Origin of the sequence: Sphingomonas pokkalii (genome assembly GCF_003096275.1) — a bacterium.
Taxonomy (GTDB): domain Bacteria; phylum Pseudomonadota; class Alphaproteobacteria; order Sphingomonadales; family Sphingomonadaceae; genus Sphingomonas; species Sphingomonas pokkalii.
The window spans coordinates 3,525,827-3,542,279 of the sequence record NZ_QENQ01000001.1 but is presented as its reverse complement, the minus strand read 5'-3'; the positions used below and the strand labels follow the sequence as shown (position 1 = coordinate 3,542,279).

Annotated in this window: 16 protein-coding genes; all 16 read right to left on the bottom strand. The window is 68.5% G+C overall.

Annotated features, from left to right (window positions below):
- Nucleotides 1–9: 9 nt before the first annotated feature.
- Entirely contained in the window at nt 10–1,518 is a 1,509-nt protein-coding gene (locus DD559_RS16270; RefSeq protein WP_116470107.1) for an aldehyde dehydrogenase family protein, read from the bottom strand.
- Nucleotides 1,515–2,666: an FAD-dependent monooxygenase gene (locus DD559_RS16265; protein ID WP_116470106.1), complete on the bottom strand. Its 1,152-nt coding sequence runs from the start codon at nt 2,664–2,666 to the stop codon at nt 1,515–1,517. The genes DD559_RS16270 and DD559_RS16265 overlap by 4 nt, the downstream gene beginning before the upstream one ends.
- Nucleotides 2,667–2,759: 93 nt before the next feature.
- Complete coding sequence (locus tag DD559_RS16260; protein ID WP_116470105.1) at nt 2,760–3,659, bottom strand: VOC family protein; 900 nt, start codon at nt 3,657–3,659, stop codon at nt 2,760–2,762.
- Nucleotides 3,656–4,420, bottom strand: coding sequence for an enoyl-CoA hydratase/isomerase family protein (locus DD559_RS16255; RefSeq protein ID WP_116470104.1), 765 nt, complete (start codon nt 4,418–4,420; stop codon nt 3,656–3,658). The genes DD559_RS16260 and DD559_RS16255 overlap by 4 nt, the downstream gene beginning before the upstream one ends.
- Entirely contained in the window at nt 4,417–5,283 is an 867-nt protein-coding gene (locus tag DD559_RS16250; RefSeq protein WP_116470103.1) for a polysaccharide deacetylase family protein, read from the bottom strand. The genes DD559_RS16255 and DD559_RS16250 overlap by 4 nt, the downstream gene beginning before the upstream one ends.
- Nucleotides 5,283–6,080 (bottom strand): SDR family NAD(P)-dependent oxidoreductase, encoded by a 798-nt coding sequence (locus DD559_RS16245; protein WP_116470102.1) that lies wholly within the window; start codon nt 6,078–6,080, stop codon nt 5,283–5,285. Before DD559_RS16245 ends, DD559_RS16250 begins: the two co-directional genes overlap by 1 nt.
- Complete coding sequence (locus DD559_RS16240; protein ID WP_116470101.1) at nt 6,080–6,385, bottom strand: RedY/HapK family protein; 306 nt, start codon at nt 6,383–6,385, stop codon at nt 6,080–6,082. Before DD559_RS16240 ends, DD559_RS16245 begins: the two co-directional genes overlap by 1 nt.
- Before the next feature lie 12 nt (nt 6,386–6,397).
- Nucleotides 6,398–7,690 (bottom strand): amidase, encoded by a 1,293-nt coding sequence (locus tag DD559_RS16235; protein ID WP_116470100.1) that lies wholly within the window; start codon nt 7,688–7,690, stop codon nt 6,398–6,400.
- Nucleotides 7,687–9,063 carry a phenylacetate--CoA ligase family protein gene (locus DD559_RS16230; protein WP_240610305.1) on the bottom strand — a complete coding sequence of 459 codons (1,377 nt, stop codon included), beginning with the start codon at nt 9,061–9,063 and terminating at the stop codon, nt 7,687–7,689. Before DD559_RS16230 ends, DD559_RS16235 begins: the two co-directional genes overlap by 4 nt.
- Nucleotides 9,060–10,361, bottom strand: coding sequence for an MmgE/PrpD family protein (locus DD559_RS16225; RefSeq protein WP_116470099.1), 1,302 nt, complete (start codon nt 10,359–10,361; stop codon nt 9,060–9,062). The genes DD559_RS16230 and DD559_RS16225 overlap by 4 nt, the downstream gene beginning before the upstream one ends.
- Nucleotides 10,358–11,596 (bottom strand): MmgE/PrpD family protein, encoded by a 1,239-nt coding sequence (locus tag DD559_RS16220; protein WP_116470098.1) that lies wholly within the window; start codon nt 11,594–11,596, stop codon nt 10,358–10,360. Before DD559_RS16220 ends, DD559_RS16225 begins: the two co-directional genes overlap by 4 nt.
- Nucleotides 11,589–12,677 (bottom strand): CaiB/BaiF CoA transferase family protein, encoded by a 1,089-nt coding sequence (locus tag DD559_RS16215; protein ID WP_116470097.1) that lies wholly within the window; start codon nt 12,675–12,677, stop codon nt 11,589–11,591. The genes DD559_RS16220 and DD559_RS16215 overlap by 8 nt, the downstream gene beginning before the upstream one ends.
- A complete protein-coding gene (locus DD559_RS16210) occupies nt 12,677–13,888 on the bottom strand; it encodes a CaiB/BaiF CoA transferase family protein (RefSeq protein ID WP_240610304.1) in 1,212 nt (403 codons plus the stop codon). The genes DD559_RS16215 and DD559_RS16210 overlap by 1 nt, the downstream gene beginning before the upstream one ends.
- Nucleotides 13,864–15,036: an acyl-CoA dehydrogenase family protein gene (locus DD559_RS16205; protein WP_116470095.1), complete on the bottom strand. Its 1,173-nt coding sequence runs from the start codon at nt 15,034–15,036 to the stop codon at nt 13,864–13,866. The genes DD559_RS16210 and DD559_RS16205 overlap by 25 nt, the downstream gene beginning before the upstream one ends.
- On the bottom strand, nt 15,036–15,545 hold the full coding sequence (locus DD559_RS16200) for a MaoC family dehydratase (protein WP_116470094.1): 510 nt from the start codon (nt 15,543–15,545) through the stop codon (nt 15,036–15,038). The genes DD559_RS16205 and DD559_RS16200 overlap by 1 nt, the downstream gene beginning before the upstream one ends.
- Nucleotides 15,538–16,368, bottom strand: coding sequence for an HpcH/HpaI aldolase/citrate lyase family protein (locus DD559_RS16195; RefSeq protein ID WP_240610303.1), 831 nt, complete (start codon nt 16,366–16,368; stop codon nt 15,538–15,540). The genes DD559_RS16200 and DD559_RS16195 overlap by 8 nt, the downstream gene beginning before the upstream one ends.
- Nucleotides 16,369–16,453: the final 85 nt, after the last annotated feature.

Below are 16,453 nucleotides of genomic sequence, written 5' to 3'. Positions count from 1 at the left end.
GGCGCGGCGTCAGAGCCGCGCCGTCACCGCCTTGGTTTCCAGATAGGCGTCGAGCCCTTCCTGGCCGAATTCGCGGCCCCAGCCCGATTGGCCGAAGCCACCGAACGGCACATTCGTCCCCACCGCGCCGTGACAGTTGATCGATACCTGCCCCGCGCGGATCCGCGACACCAGCCGGTGCGCGGTGGACAGGTCGCGCGTCCAAACACTGCCGGAGAGGCCATAAGGGGTGTCGTTCGCCAGCGCCGCGATCGCGTCCAGATCGGCCCCGCCAAAGCTGCGCACCGCCATCACCGGCCCGAAAATCTCCTCGCGCACCACCGCCATATCGGGCGTGGTCGCGGTGAAGATGGTCGGTTCGATGAAATTGCCCGGCCGGTCCAGCTTCCTGCCGCCCGCGACCAGCACCGCCCCGGCCGCCTTGGCGCCTTCGATATGGCCCATCACCTTGGCGGTGTGCGCGTCCGAAATCATCGGCCCCAGCATCGTGCCCGGCGCCAGCCCGTGTCCCAGGGCCATGCCACCGGCGAACGCCACCAGCCCCTCGACGAACGCGTCGTGAATATCCTGGTGCACGAAGATGCGCGTACCGGCCATACAGTTCTGGCCCTGCAGGAAGAAGGTCGCCATCGCCACGCCGGGGATCGCGATCTCCAGATCGGCGTCGGGCATCACCACCACCGGCGATTTGCCGCCCAGTTCCAGCGACACCTTCTTCAGATTGCCCAGCGCCGCCTGCACGATGCGCCGCCCGGTGGCGGTCGATCCGGTGAAGCTGATCTTGTCGACGCCAGGGTGCTCGGCCAACGCCGCGCCGGCATCGGCGCCCAGCCCGTTGACGATGTTGACCACGCCGTCCGGGAAGCCCGCATCGAGGATCATCTGCCCCAGCGCCAGCGCAGACAGCGGCGTTTCCTCCGAAGGCTTCATCACCACCGTGCAGCCAGCAGCAAGGGCCGGCGCCAGCTTCAGGATCGCGGTGGACAACGGCACGTTCCACGGCACGATCTGCCCCGCCACGCCCACCGGTTCGCGCAACGAATAGGTCAGCGCCTCGCCCGCAGCGGCGATGTGGCGCGGCGGCGCCATCGTCGTGCCTTCGATCCGCAGGATCGCGCCGGCATAATAATCGATCATCTCGACATTATTGGCCACCGTCAGCTCGGCGATGAACATCGGCATGCCGTTGTCGATCACGTCCAGTTCGGCGAGCAGTCGCGCATTGTCGTGCAGGATGCGGGCGAGGCGCTGCATCAGCGCGATCCGCTCCGCCGCCGCCATCCGCCGCCACGGCCCTGCAAACGCCCGCCGCGCCGCCGCAACCGCGCGGTCGATCTCTGCCGCGCCGCCCATCTGCACCTCGGCCAGCGCCAGGCCCGTCGCCGGATCGCGGGTGGTGCGCGTGCCCGCACTGCCCTCCACCCATTGCCCGCCGATCAGCAGCCGGTGCGGCTGGGCCAGAAAGGCGCGGGTGGCGTCGGAAAGGGCGTGCCCGTCAAAGGGGGTGGCGTTGGTCATACCGGCACGGTCCTGCAATCATAGGTGAACAGCCCCAGCGATTCCTCGTCGCGCATCTGGCCCAGGCCGAACAAGTCGCTGTCCTGCCCCTGCATGCGATCGGCGTTGGCGTTGCTTTCGGCCTGGATGAAGGTCGCGCGCTCATGCCGCGCATCGACATAGCGGCGCAACCCTTCCGGCACGTCCGCCGCGGCGGCCAGCGCGCGCGCAAGCACCACCGCATCCTCGATCGCACAGGCCGCGCCATGCCCCAGAAACGGCGTCATCGCGTGCGCCGCATCGCCGAGCAGCGCGACCCGCTCATCGACCACCCAATCGGGCAGCGGGCTGCGCGCGTTGATCGCCCATTTGAACAAGGGCTGGCGCGAGGCAGCGGCGATCAGCGCCTGCACCTCATCCCCCCAACCCGCATAGGTGGCGGCCAGTTCGGCCGGTTCGGCCGGGATCGTCCAGCCTTCATCGGTCCAACCCGCCTGCCGGGCGAAGAACACCATGTTCAGCCAAGCATTGCCGCGCACGCCGTAGCGGGTGATCATCCGCCCCGGGCCGATATGGATGCCGGGATAGTCGGTCAGCGCGCGAATGCTGTCGTCCACCGGCGCCATCGCCCGCCACGCGACATGGCCGGTGAAGATCGCCGGCCCGCTTTCGAACCGGCGACGCACGACCGACTTCACCCCATCCGCGCCGATCAGCGCATCGCCTTCCACCCGCTCCCCACTCGCCAGGATCGCCGCGGATCCTGCGGTGTCGACCACCCCGGCATTGGTGCGCAGCTCCACCCCGGCGCGTTCTGCCGCCTGGAGCAGCAGCTTGTGCAGATCGGCGCGATGCACGGTAACATAGGGCGCACCATATTTGGCCCGCTGGCTGGCGCGCTCCATCGGCACTAGGATGCGATCGTCCTGCCAATGCTGGATGCGCTGGCGGCTCGGCTCGATGCCGGCCGCGGCCACCGCCTCGCAGATGCCGATATGGTCGAGGCCCTTTATCGCGTTGGGCGACAGCGTCACCCCTGCGCCGATCTCCCCGAACACCGGCGCGGATTCGAGCAGCACCGTCTGCATCCCCGCCTGCGCAATGGCGGTAGCGGCGGTAAGCCCGCCAATGCCGCCACCGACGATCACGATCCGTTTGGCCTTGCTCACCGTCTCACTCCCCACCCATCAGGCCGCCCTGATAGGACGTTCGGGGGGCAAGACTCAAAAGCCGCACGAAAAATGCTCGCCTTGCGGAGAGCGTCAGCCGATCTCGACCAGTTCGACCAGCTCGCCCGTCGGCCCCCGCAGGGTCATCGCGCGCCGCCCGGCATAGAGCGGCCCCTCGCGCACGACCGGCGCGGCGATGCCGGCAAGGTCCAGCGCCGCCAGATCGCGCACCGCCAGCGTCACCAGCGCATTGCCCGGCGGCAATGCCCCCGGCCGGCAGGGCCGCGCCACCGTTTCGGCGGGGAATCCGTCGATCTCGACGATCGGCAGCCGCCCCTTCTGCACCACGGTGATCGTGGTCATATGATCGGCGGGCAGCCCGAACGCCTTGTTGATCATGGTATAGGGCAGCACATGGGTGTCGACGATGTCGAGGTCCAGCGTCTCGGCATACCAGCGCACACTCGCCAGCCGATCCGGCGCGGCGAGCACCGCGACGAAGATGTGGTCGGTCGGCGACTTGGCCTTGGGCAGATCACAATTCGGCATGTCGGCCGCGACCTCGTTCAGATACAGCATCTCGCCGCCGCTGCCGAACACCTGCATCGGGACGAAGAACGGCATGCTGGCGATCGATTTGGGCGGGCCGATCACTTCGAAGCCGCTGCCGGCGAGCCGATCGGGCAGCGAAAACACGTCCTGCACGGTCAGCTCATAGGCCGCCCAGCCATAGCTGCGCATCGGCAGATAGCCGTCCGGTACGGGGGCCTCGACCAGGCGGATACAGCACGGCGCCCCGCTGGCCGGCTGCAGCGTCGCCATGCGGGCGCCGGCACTGGCGGGGCAGCCCCAGCTTCCGGCGAGATCGCCGGCCAGCACGCCCTGTTCCACCAGCATCAGGCCAAGCCGCCCCTGATAATCGGCCAGCGCCGCATCCAGATCGGGCACCGTGACCAGCCCGCCCAATATCGTGCCATGGGTGGGGGCGTTCATGCGAAATCGGGCTTCCTGCGGGCGAGAAAGGCGGAGACGCCCTCCGCAAAATCGGGTTTGGTGAACGCCGCCGCGAACCAGTCGCTCGTCTCGGCATCATCCGCCGCCTGCCCATCCAGGATGCGCCGGATCACCTGCTTGCCGTGGCGGACGCTGAACTGCGAATTGGCCGCGATCGTCTCGGCCCATTCCAGCGCCGCTTCGGTGGGATCTTCGGCGATCGTCTCGACCAGCCCGATGCGCAGCGCTTCCGCCGCATCGATCAGTGCCCCGATGAAGAGGATGCGCTTGGCCTGCCCGGGCCCGACCAGGTCGAGCAGCAGCTTGGTATCGTGTAGCGAATAGACCAGCCCCAGCTTGGCCGGGGTGATCCCGAACCGTGCGGCCGGGCCCGCCACGCGCAGATCGCAGGCAATCGCCAGCCCGCAACCGCCGCCGATGCAATCGCCCTCGATCGCCGCGACCACCGGCTTTGCCGCCCGTGCCAGCCGCAACTGCGCCGTCGCGATCGCCGCCTGGTTGCGGGCGCGCCATACGGGATCGGTGGCACCTTCGCCGAACTCGGCTATGTCCGCACCTGCACTGAATGCGCCGGGCTCGGCAGGGCGCAGCAGTAGCACGCGGATCGCCGGATCGGCCTCAGCCTCGGCGATGCGGTCCGGCAGGGCTTCCCACATTGCCTGGGTGAACGCATTGCGCTTCGCCTGACGATCGATCAGCAGATGCCCCACCGCGCCCGCACGCTCCAGCCGAATGGTCATGCAGGCTCGACCCGCGCCAGATGCTCGGCAATCTCGCGCCGGGTCGCGATCCACACGCCCTTGCAGGCGGTGACGTGGCGCAGGAATTCCTCCAGCGCCCAGATGCGGCCCGGCCGCCCGATGATGCGCAAATGCAGGCCCAGCGACATCATCTTCGGGTTGCCCGCATCACCTTCGCGGACCAGCTGGTCGAAGCTGTTGCGGGCATATTCCAGCCACTGCGTCGGCGTCATCGCCGGATCGGTCCACATCTTCATGTCGTTGGTATCGAGCTGATAGGGCACGATGGCAATCGGCCGGCCGGGCACGGTATCGCGGTCCCAGAAGGGCACGTCGCCCGAATAATCGTCCATATGATAGGTGAAGCCCTCCTCGATCAGGAGGCGGCGGGTATTGTCCGTGTGCAAATACCGGCTCAACCAGCCATAGGGCCGCACGCCGACGGTGCTTTCGATCGAAGCCACCGCCTTGCGGATGAAGGCGCGTTCCTGTTCCTCGTCCATCTTGAACTGGTGCACCCAGCGCCAGCCATGGCTGACGGGCTCATGGCCGAGTTCGGCGATGGTGCGGGCGATTTCGGGATGGTTTTCCAGGCTCATCGCCGCCACCGTCCAGCTTGCCTTCACGCCGTAGCGTTGCAGCAGGGCGGCGATGCGTGGGGCACCGGCCTTGATGCCGTAGAGATAGTTGGATTCATTGCCATAGTTGCGAATGGGCGCCTTCACGTGGATACCCAGTTCGTCCACCGGCTCCGGCCCGCGATCACCGCGCAGGATCGACGCTTCCGATCCTTCCTCGACATTGACGACGATCGACAGCGCGATCCGGGCGCCGTTCGGCCAGTCGATCCGTTCCTCGCGCATCAATGCATCTCCTCCCCGCCGGAGACGTTGATCGCCTCCCCTGTGACATACACGGCGTCGTCGGACGCCAGCCAGGCACAGGCGCCGGCGGTATCGCCCGGCAGGCCGGGCCGGCCGAGCGGGTTCCTGCGCTTCATGTTCTCGACATAGGCATCGACGCTGTCGAACCCGAGCAGGCGCGAGAAATAGGCGTTCTGTTCCGCCCCCAGCGCGGTGGTCACGTGATTGGGGCATATCGCATTGACGGTGATGCCGTGCGCGCCCAGCTCGATCGCGCTGGCGCGGGTCAGGCCGATCATGCCGTGCTTCGAACTGACATAGGCGGGCAGATGCGGAAACCCGGATTTCGCCGCCTGGCTGGCGATGTTCAGGATCCGCCCGCCCCGGCCGCCCGCGATCATCGCCCGCGCCGCAGCCTGGGTGCAATAAAAGGCGCCCGAAAGATTGACGCCGATCACCTTGTCCCAATCGGCCGGATCAACCTCGAGCAGCGGCCGCATCATGAAGCCGATGCCCGCATTGTTGACGAAGATATCCAAACGCCCAAACGCCGCCACCGCACCGTCGACCAGCGCCGAGCAGGCGGCCGCATCGCTGACGTCGCAGGCGATGGTCGCGACCTTGGCGCCGCGCCCGCGCAAGTCCTCGGCGACGCCCTCCGCCTCGGCGGTGATGGCGATGTCGGAGACGACGCAGTTCGCGCCCTCCTCGGCAAAGCGCTGGAGGATCGCCTGGCCGAGCCCCTTCTCGCGCCCCGATCCGGTGACGACGATCGTCTTGCCCGCAAAGCGCGCCATCACAGGTCCTCGGTCAGCAGGAACTGGGGATTGTCCGCGAAGTCGCCGAATGCCGCGGCGACCTTCTGAAAGGCTTCGGTCGAAACCTCGGCCACGAACGGATCGATCCCGACAATATCGATGATCTCGACATAGGCGTAAGGTGCCGGCGCGCTCGAACCGAACAGACCCGTCGTCCGGTGCACGGTGAAGGCCTTCACCGACGACAGTGCGTTGACGCCGGGAAGGTCGACGCCCCTGGCCCAGGCTTCATAGGCAGCGGGATCGACGCCGGGCTTCAGGTTGAACAATACGACGATGCGCATGGTCACGCTCCTTCAGGACAACAGGATAGGGGATGGTACGAAGCCGATGTCGATCCGGCGGGCGAGGCGCAGCAGCGCGCGGTCCGCGCCGGGCGCGCCGATCAGCTGCACCGCGACGGGCATACCGTCCGCGTCGGTGCCCGCGGGGACGACCAGCGCAGGCAGGTCCGCCACATTGGCCAGCGCGGTGAACATCGCCTGGTTGGCGGGCGGCCGGTTGGTATGTGCAAATGCCACCTGCGGCGTGGCGGGGGTCAGCAGCACGCCGTCCTCGCCGATCGCCGCCAGCAGCGCGGCGCGGGTGCGGGCCAGCACCGCCGCCGACCGTTCGGCATCCGCGCGGGCGGCATGATCGAGCAGGAAGCGCAGTTCGGGGGACAGCCGATCGCGTGGGGTATCGCCCAGATACGCCGCCAGTTCCCGCGCTACGCGGACAAAGCCGGCCGCCTGCACGCTGGCCGGGCCATCCGGCAGGACCAGCGTCTCCGCCGGCAGTCCCAGGGCGGTGCGGGCGCGGGCATGGGCGATCGCGATCGCGGGTTCACAGGCGTCGATCAGCGCCGCCTCCGGCACCAGCAGCCGGGCGGGATTCTCGCCCTGCCCCAGCGCCGGTGCCAGCACGTCCAGCACCACCGCCAGATCCCGGATCGACCGCGCCAGCGGGCCGATCGTATCGAGCGCGCGGCTGAGCGGGACGAGCCCGTCTTCGGGCACCTCCCCGTTGCTCGGCTTCAGGCCGTAGATACCGGCATAGGCCGCCGGAATGCGCACCGATCCCATGGTGTCGGTGCCCAGTGCCGCGGTGCACAGCCCCGCCGCGACCGCCGCCCCGCTGCCACCCGAGGACCCACCCGGCGTGCGATCCGGCGCATGCGGATTGGCCACCCGGCCGAAGAACGGATTGTCCGATGTCGCGCCAAGGGCTGCCTCATGCATGTTGAGCGTGCCCAGCACGATGGCGCCTGCATCCCGCAGCAGCGCCACGGCCGCCGCGTCCCGGTCGGCAAGGATGCCGCGCCGCGCGCCCATGCCGGCATTCCATTCCAGCCCGGCCACCGCCAGATTGACCTTCACCGCCACCGGCACGCCCTCCAGCGCACGCGCGGTGCCGTTCCGCCAGCGCGCCGCGCTTTCTGCCGCCGCCGTGAGCGCGCCGGCCCGATGCAGCGCGACGAAGCTGCGCAGCGCCGGATCGATCCGCTCGATCCGCGCCAGATGGTTCGCGAGTACCGCCTGCGGATCGGTGCGGCCGGCGGCATAGGCCGCACGCAATGCCGCGCTATCGATCCGGTGCCAGTCGGTCACGCGCTGCGCTCGTCGATCAGGCGGATCGGCTTCTGCCGCACCTCGACCTGCGTGACCCCAGCCGTTTCGCCCGGCCCCACCAGCGCGACCACCACTTCCACGCCCAGCCCCTTGCGCAGCATCGCGCTCAGCTCGCCCGCGTCGCTGCCGCCGCGCGTCTCCAGCGTTACCCGCATGTCCTCGCGCCCGGTCGCGTCGCGCGTCAGGTGGCAGACAAATTCGCCGGTCAGATCGGCCCGGTTCTCGATCAGCGCGCCGATCGCGTGCGGGAACACGTTGATCCCGCGCAGCTTGACCATATTGTCGCTGCGGCCCTTGAACCCGGCGATCCGCTTGAACGCCATGCCGGTCGCATTGGTGCCGGTCAGTTCCTGCGTCACGTCATGCGTGTTGAAGCGGATGCAGGGGGCGATATCGTCCTTGAACAGACAGGTGACGACCATGTCGCCCAGCCCGCCCGGCGCCACCGGCGTCGCGCTGTCGACGTCGAGCAGCTCCAGATACTGCGCGTCCTCCCACACATAGAGCCCGTCGCGTTCCGGCCCCTCGCCCGCGATCGCCCCGGTATCGCCGACGCCGTACCAGTCGAACGCCTTGGCCCCGCCCCAGGCGCTTTCGATCGCGCTGCGATCATCGGAGCCGAGATGGCCGCAGATCATCTTGATGGCGATCCGGTCGGCCAGCCCCTCGGCCCGCGCCACGTCCGAGAGCTTGCGGATATAATCGACAAAGCCGACCAGCGCGGTGACGCCGAAATCCGCCATCAGCGCCACCTGCGCCGTCGATCGAGTCTCGATTCCCGTACCCGCCGAAAGGAACAGCGCATTGGTGAAATGGGTGACGGCCTCGCGGACGTAGTGGCCGCCGTTGATCATGCCGTGCCCATAGACGGACTGCACCACGTCGCGGTGGCCCATGCCCTGCCAGCGATACATGCGGCCGACGAGCAGATTGGTGACTTCCCGCCCCTTCGGCCCGAACAGCAGGGGCTGGGGCCGTCCCGTGGTGCCCGATGTGGTGTGGAAGATCACCGGAGGCCGCGCCGGATCATCGGCCAGTCCGGCAAAGTCGCCGAACGGCGGACGCGCGGCGACCGAGGCCATCAGGTCGGTCTTGTCATACACCGGCAGCAGGACGATGTCCTCCAGACTGCGGATATCCCCCGGCTCGATCCCCTTGGCGCCCCACAGCCGCTGGTAGAAGGGGATCTGCCACCCGCGCCGCATCAGCGTGGCGAAGCGCTGGTTCTGCAGCGCGAACAGTTCGTCGCGGCTCATGCCGGTGTAGCGCGCGACGAAAGCGTCGCCGACCGGATAGTCCGCCAGCATCTGGCGCGCGTCGAAGGATTCGAAATAGCTCGGGGGCGTCATCATGGCTCCGGACAGGCGAAATAGCCGAGCGGATCGGTGAAGATCCTGGGATCGGCTTGGGGGGCAAGCTCGGCGGCAAGCGCCAGCTTTGCGCGGGTTTGATCTGGGCGCATCGGCGCATCGGGATGGCCTAGTGTGTTCGGGATGGCGCGCTCGATGGTCGTGCCGTCGGTCAGCGTCACCACCACCCGCTGGGGGCCGAGCGCGTTGGGATCGGGATTGCCGTCCAGCGTGATCCGAACGCGCGCGGCCAGCGCCAGCACTGCGGGATGGTCCAGGCTTTCGGAAGTGAAGCGGCGCGGATCTATCCGCCCGTCCAGCAGCATCTGCGCCGTCAGCAGCGGCAGGCACAGCCGGGCATAGCCGGGGGCCATCCCCACCACCGGCGGGCGGCCGACCAGCCGGGCGATCAGCGGCGGCGCGAACAGCTCGATCGTGGCGATCCGCTCCGCATCGATGGCGCCTTCGCGCAGCAGCGTGTCGATAGCGGCAAGCAGGCCATGGCTGGCCCGGCCCGAGGGCCAGGGCTTGATCGAACATTCGGCGATCCGCCACACCGATCCGGCCTGGGCCGTGTAGTTGCCCAGTTCACCCTCATCGAACAGCTTGAGGTATCCGAACGGCCCCTCCAGCGCATCGTGCGGGCCGCTCAGGCCGGCCGCGACCAGGTCCACGGCCGCAATGGCGGCCCGCGCGGCATTGGCGACCTGCAGCGGCAGCGCGATCGATCCTTCGACATGCGCCTGCATCGTGCCCGCGATCTGGGCGACGGCGAGACCCAGCACATCATCGAACCGTTCGATCCCCTCGATCCGCGCCACGGCGAGCGCCGCGCCGACCGTGCCGGCGGTTGCCGGGCGGAAGAAGCGCAGCGGTGTCCGCGCGATCAGGCCCAGCCCGCTCGCCACATCGACCCCCACGGCAAGCGCGGTGAGTGCCGCCTCGGGATCGCAGCCGCCCCGCCGCCCGATCGCCGCAAGCAGCGCGGCAGTGACGGTGGACAGCGCATGGACCACCGCCGGCTCGTGCAGCGCATCCCATTCTAGGCAATGGATCTGAAAGGCGTTGACGAACGCCGCGCCGGTGGCGGGCAGCTTCTCAGATCTGCCGAGGATACGGCAATCGTCGCCCGCGCCCCAACGCGCAGCCGCGGCACGCACGCCATCAGCACCCGGCGCGCGCGCCCCCGCTGCCCCCACCGCCAGCGTATCGGCCAGCATCCCCAGCGCCGCCGCGCGAACCGGCGGGGGCAGCCGGTGTTCGGCGCGGGCAAAGGCGATCAGCTGCGCGGTGGCGCTCACAGCCAGGCCTCCAACCAGTCGAACAGCGGCGCCGTGTCGTCGGCCTCCAGCACCGCCGCGATACCCGCCTCCACGCCCGCGGCATCGATGCCGCCCCACGCCATCAACGTGCGCGCCTTGGCCACGATATCGGCATCCGCCATCGGCCGCTCGGGATCGCCGAACGTGTCGGTTATCAGCACCGATCCTGTCGTACTCGTCACCCGTGCGCCGAAATGCTCGGGATAGGCGGCGGTCAGCGCCGGTTCCTCAACGACCCGCACCAGCGCCCGCTCCGGCGCCAGCGCGGCAATCGCCTCAGGCTCGAAATCAGCGAGTTGCGGCACGCCCCGCGCCATCACGATCGCAACGGCATGTTGCAGCGAGAATTTGGCCTGCACCACCGATTGCGGATCGGCGCGGTCGCAAAAGGTGAGCGCGTCGCGATAGGCGCCGACGATGATCTCACCGCTCAGCTTGCCTTGATCCTTCAACGCCAGCGCGGCATCGATCGTCGGATGGGCGTGGCGACACGCCCCCCACGGCTTGAAGCTGACTTCTTCGATCCGCCAGCCCTTGCCCAATATCATCGGGCGCGGTGCCCGGCAGGCCGCCGCGTACAGCCCTTGCGGCCCTTCCAATATCTGGCGCGGCCCCCGCGCGCCGTGGCGTGCATGATGCGCAGCCGCCATTCCGGTCGCGCGGGCATGGGCGAGGTGCCATTGCTTGCCGTCGCCGGGCGCGTGCCGCATCTGCCACAGCCCGCCCGTCACCGATCCCGCCAGCCCCAGCGCGTCCGCCGTCGCGGCTGCGTCCAGGGCAAGCAACGATGCCGCCGCCGCCGCTGCCCCGAAGCTGCCGGCGGTCGCGGTAGGGTGCCAGAAGGCATAATGATGGGCGTCCAGTGTGGCCGCGACGGCCACCATCGCCTCATAACCGCGCACGCCCGCCTCCAGGCACGCATCCATGCGCGCGCCCGCGCGGAGCGCAGCCGGCCAGATCACCGGGCCGGGATGGACGATGCCGGTGCGATGGATATCGTCCATCTCCAGCACGTTGCCCAGCCACGTCGCCCGCTCGATCGCGCTGCCACCGGCACGCCGCTGCAACGCCGCCGTGTCCGACATCCGCGCACCGGCGGCACAGCCCAGCCAATCGAGCAGGTGCAGCCGCGCGCGCTGCCGCATCGCGAACGGCACCAGCCGGCAAAGATGCGCGGCGAGTTGCTCGGTCAGGCTGGCGGCCGGTTCAACCATGCGCGTCCAGCTCCGGCGCGGGCACAGGCGCCCAGTCGAACTGGCTGGCGAAGCGGATCGCAGGGGCGATCTGGTGGCCCCCCTCCGCTGCCACGATCAGCCGACGCTCGGCGATCTCCGGCGCGGCCAGCGCCTCGCGCAGATCGAGCACGGGGGCATAGGCGACGTCGATCGCCGCCATGAATGCCGTCCATTCGTCCTGCGTCCGCGTGGCGAAGGTCTCGCGCAGAAAGGCGATCAGCGGCGCCTGTGCCTCGCCCGCCGGGGCGCCGGCCATCGGGATCAGGTCCTCGCGCCCCAATGCCTCCAGCAACGCGGCGGCGAATTTCGGCTCGCGCCCGGCCAGCGCGACATGACGCCCGTCGCTGGTCGCATAGACGTTATAGAACGCCGCCCCGCCCAACGAGCGCTGGCTGGCCGAGCGCGGCGCCACCCCGCCATGGATCGCCTCGCCCACCACATGCGCGCACCAGGGCAGCAGCGAATCGAACATCGCGACGTCGATATGGTCGCCCCGGCCGCTCTTCTCGCGCCCGATCAGCGCCATCAGCACCGCCGACAGGCCGGTCAGTCCCGCCGCCATATCGGCCGAGGGCACCCCCGGCACCACCGGCGCGCCATCCGGCCCGTCGTTCAGCGACAAGAACCCGGCCAGCGCCTGCACCGCCATGTCATGCGCCGGATGATGCGCCCGCGCGCCGCTCTGGCCAAAGGCGGAGATCGAGCAATAGACGATCCGCGGATTGCGCGCCGCCACCGCCGCATAGCCAAAGCCAAGCCGCTGCATCACGCCGGGGCGAAACCCCTCGACGAACACATCGGCGCTGTCGATCAGCGCCCCGAGCGCGTCGCGCCCGGCATCGCTCTTCAGGTCGAGCGCCACGCTTTTCTTGCCGCGATTGGTGTTGCGGAACCAGATCGACTGGCCGCCCTCGAACGGTTCCAGCCCGCGCGCCGGATCGCCCGCCGGCGGCTCGACCTTGAGTACCTCCGCGCCCTGATCGGCGAGCATCAGCGTCAGCATCGGCCCCGGCAGGAACTGCGAGAGATCGACGACGCGCAGACCATCCAGCTTGCCCATCAGAGCACCCCCCCGGCGCGCAAGGCCGCGATCTCCGCCGTATCGAAGCCCGCTTCGGCCAGTACCGCATCGGTATCCCCGCCCAGCAGCGGGGCGGCGCGCGCGGGCAGCCGATCGCCGTCCAGCCGGATCGGATTGGCGAGCACGCGCAGGTCCGCGCGATCGACATGCGCCACCGTGTCGATCATCGCGGTTTCGGCCAGGAACGGATTGTCGAGCGCGCCGGCCAGGTCATAGACGGGCGCCACCGGCACCGCGCCCGCCAGCCGATCGACCCATTCCGCCACGGTAGCGGTCTGGAACCTTGCTTCCAGCAGCTCGGTCAGCACCTGCCGGTTCGCCAACCGCGCCTTGGGGCTCGCGAAGCGCGGATCTTCGGCCATCTCCGCGCAGCCCATTGTCCCGATCAGCCGCAGCCAGAATTTGGGCATCTGCGCCATCACGAACAGCCAGCCGTCGCGCGCCCGGAACAACTGGCTGGGCACGACGGAGGGGTGCGCCGATCGCGGCGCCCGGCCCGTCACATCGCCCTCGTTCAGATACCAGGTTGCCGGATAGCTGGTCTGGTGGAGCGCAGTGGAGAGCAGGTCGACATCCACGTCGCGCCCCGCGCCGGTCTTCGCCGCATCCAGCAACGCGGCCAGCAGCCCGACACACATCATGCTGCCGGTCATGAAATCGACCATCGACAGGCCGAAGCGCACCGGCGGCCCGTCCGGCTCGCCGGTCATCGACAGATACCCCGCCTCGGCCTGCATCAGATAGTCATAGCCCGGCCATGTGGCGCGACTGTTGTCGCGGCCATAGGCGGACAGATGCGCGCACACGATCGCCGGGTTCGCCACCGCCAGCCTGGCATAGGTCAGCCCCAGCCGCTCGGGCAGGTCGCCGCGCAGATTGTTGGCGACGGCGTGCGCGCCCGCCGCCAGCCGGTGCAGCACCGCCCGCCCCTCCGCGCAATCGATGTCGAGCGTCAGCGATCGCTTGTTGAGGTTGAAGGTCTGGAAGAACAGGCTTTCCTTCTCGCGCAGGAAATGCGGCCCCACCGAACGCGCGGTGTCGCCCGCGCCCGGCGTCTCGATCTTGATGACCTCCGCACCCAATTGGGCGAGCAGCATCGTGCCATAGGGCCCGGCGCCATATTGCTCGACCGAAAGGATCCGAACCCCGGCAAGCGGCAGGCGCATCAGGCGGGGTTCCGCTTCAGCCACTGCTTTGCGATGATCATGCGCTGCATTTCGTTGGTGCCTTCGCCGATGCACATCAGCAGCGCGTCGCGATAGTAACGCTCGATTTCATATTCCTTGGAATAGGAATAGCCGCCGAAGATCCGCATCGCCTCTTCGGCATTGCGCACCGCCGCCTCGGACGCGAAATACTTCGCCATCCCGGCTTCCATGTCGCAGCGCGCGCCGCGGTCATAGGCCTGGGCCGCCTGTTCGACGAGCAGCCGCGCCGCCTCCGCCCGCGTCACCATCTCACCCAGCTTCAGCTGGATCGCCTGGTGCTGGGCGATCGGCTTGCCCATGGTCTTGCGGATCTGGGCATATTCGGTCGCCAGCCGCAGCGCGCCGAGCGCCAGGCCCACGCCGCGCGCCGCGACGTTGATGCGGCCCAGCTCCAGCCCGCCGGTCGCCTGGAAGAATCCTTCACCCTCCACGCCGCCGATCAGGTTCGCCGCCGGCACGCGATAGTCGATGAAGTTCAGTTCGGCGCTGTCGATCGCCTTGTAGCCCAGCTTCACGAACTTCTTACCAACTTCAAAGCCCGCCCCCTTGGGCACGATGAAGAAGCTCATCCCCTTGTACCGCGGCTCGGCGGCGGGATCGGTCTTCACCAGCATTGCGAAGCAGCTGCCTTCGACGCCGTTGGTGATCCAGGTCTTGGTGCCGTTGATCACATAGTCGTCGCCGTCGCGCACCGCCTGGGTACGGATGCCCTGCAGATCGGTGCCGGCATCCGGCTCGGTCAGCGCCAGCCCGCCACGGATCTCGCCGCTCGCGAATTTGGGCAGCCATTCCTGCTTCTGCGCTTCCGTGCCGAAGCGTTCGACCGCGGCGGCCATGATCAGGTGCGAATTGACGATGCCGGTGATCGCCATCCAATAAGAGGAAATGCGCGAAATGATCCGCGCATAGGTGGTGGCGGGCAGGCCGAGCCCGCCATATTCCTGGCCGATCGTCGCGCCGAACAGGCCCATTTCCTTCATCTGTTCGACCAGAGCGGCCGGCCAGATATCGTTGTGGTCATGATGCATGACGACCGGGCGCACCTCGCGCTCGATCCACAGGTCGATGGAATCGAACAGCGCCGCTTCGTCGGCGGGATCGATGGTGCGGATTTTGTGGGTGCTGGTCATCAGTCGTTCACCGGACCAAAGCCGCGCTTCCAGATCAGCATGGTGCGGTTGAAGGTGCACACCACTTCGCCGCGCTGGTTCTTGCCGGTCGTCCGCACGGTCACGATCCCCTGTTCGGGCCGCGAAGAAGACTCGCGCTTTTCCAGCACTTCGCTTTCGGCATAGAGCGTGTCGCCGCAGAATACCGGGTTGGTCAGGCGAATATTGTCCCAGCCCAGATTGGCCACCGCCTTCTGGCTGACGTCGGAAACGCTCATCCCCACCATCAGCGCGACGGTGAACGGCGAACAGACCAAAGGCTTGCCGAACTCGGTCTTCTTGGCGAATTCATAATCGAAATGCGCCGGATGCGTGTTCATCGTCAGCAGCGTGAACCACACATTGTCGGTATCGGTGATCGTCCGACCCGGGCGATGTTCATAGATATGGCCGGGGACGAAATCCTCATAGGATCGGCCGAAAGTTTCCCGAAACCGCCCGGGGGCGACTTCGATCACGCCGTCACGCATGTGTTTGCTCCGCTTGGCTCAGGATTCGCAAATACCGGCGCATGATCGGAGCCTCGAGCATGCGTCCCTCGTGGCGAACGGCCGCGCCGCCGGCCGCGGCAAACGCCGCCGCCGCCGCCTGCGCGCCCGCAATTTCTTGGGGTGTTGGGGCCAAGCCGGCGCGGATCGTCGCGACCTGCGCCGGATGGATCGCTGCCTTTGCCGCGAAGCCCAGCACGCGGGCGCGGCGGGTTTCCTCGGCAAGGCCGGCAGCGTCATCGAGATGGACGAACGGCACATCGATCGCCGGCACCCCGGCTTCGGCACAGGCGAGCAGGAACTGGCAGCGCGCGGTGAGCAAAGGCTCCCACGCCAGCGCCACCCCCAGCTCGCCGGCCAGATCGCCGCCGCCAAACATCGCCGCCGCCACACCGGGCACGCCAGCGATGGCGTGTGCGCGGCGCAGCCCCTTCGGCGTTTCGATCAGCGGCACGATCGGCGGGCAGGCATCGCCCAGCGCCCCCCGCACCACGTCTATCGCCTCGGCGCTCTCCACCTTGGGCACCAGCAGCAGCGCGGGCAGCGTGCAGGCATCGCCCAGCGCCACCAGATCCTCCAGCCCCGCCCGCGTCGTCACGCCATTGATGCGCAGCGACAGACCGGGCGTGGCGGGATCGGAGAGTGCGGCGATCGCGGCAGCGCGGGCCGCTGCCTTGTCGGCCGGCGGCACGGCATCTTCCAGATCGACGCACACCGCGTCCGCCCCGCTCGCCAATGCCTTGGCGAAGCGGTCGGACCGCCCGCCGGGCACGAACAACAGGGTCATCAGGCGTTCGACGGACACGGGTTTCAGAACTTCCTCGCTATTGCAGAGCGGGTTTGTGCGGGCAGCGGCGGCGGGCGGTCCATGCGGAGATCGCGGGATCGCC

Coding starts and splice junctions, on each gene's coding strand:
- DD559_RS16240 (WP_116470101.1), bottom strand. CDS start 6,385: ATGCGCATCGTCGTATTGTTCAACCTGAAGCCCGGCGTCGATCCCGCT.
- DD559_RS16220 (WP_116470098.1), bottom strand. CDS start 11,596: ATGGTTGAACCGGCCGCCAGCCTGACCGAGCAACTCGCCGCGCATCTT.
- DD559_RS16230 (WP_240610305.1), bottom strand. CDS start 9,063: ATGATGACGCCCCCGAGCTATTTCGAATCCTTCGACGCGCGCCAGATG.
- DD559_RS16200 (WP_116470094.1), bottom strand. CDS start 15,545: ATGCGTGACGGCGTGATCGAAGTCGCCCCCGGGCGGTTTCGGGAAACT.
- DD559_RS16270 (WP_116470107.1), bottom strand. CDS start 1,518: ATGACCAACGCCACCCCCTTTGACGGGCACGCCCTTTCCGACGCCACC.
- DD559_RS16260 (WP_116470105.1), bottom strand. CDS start 3,659: ATGAACGCCCCCACCCATGGCACGATATTGGGCGGGCTGGTCACGGTG.
- DD559_RS16215 (WP_116470097.1), bottom strand. CDS start 12,677: ATGGGCAAGCTGGATGGTCTGCGCGTCGTCGATCTCTCGCAGTTCCTG.
- DD559_RS16205 (WP_116470095.1), bottom strand. CDS start 15,036: ATGACCAGCACCCACAAAATCCGCACCATCGATCCCGCCGACGAAGCG.
- DD559_RS16250 (WP_116470103.1), bottom strand. CDS start 5,283: ATGCGCGAGGAACGGATCGACTGGCCGAACGGCGCCCGGATCGCGCTG.
- DD559_RS16255 (WP_116470104.1), bottom strand. CDS start 4,420: ATGACCATTCGGCTGGAGCGTGCGGGCGCGGTGGGGCATCTGCTGATC.
- DD559_RS16245 (WP_116470102.1), bottom strand. CDS start 6,080: ATGGCGCGCTTTGCGGGCAAGACGATCGTCGTCACCGGATCGGGGCGC.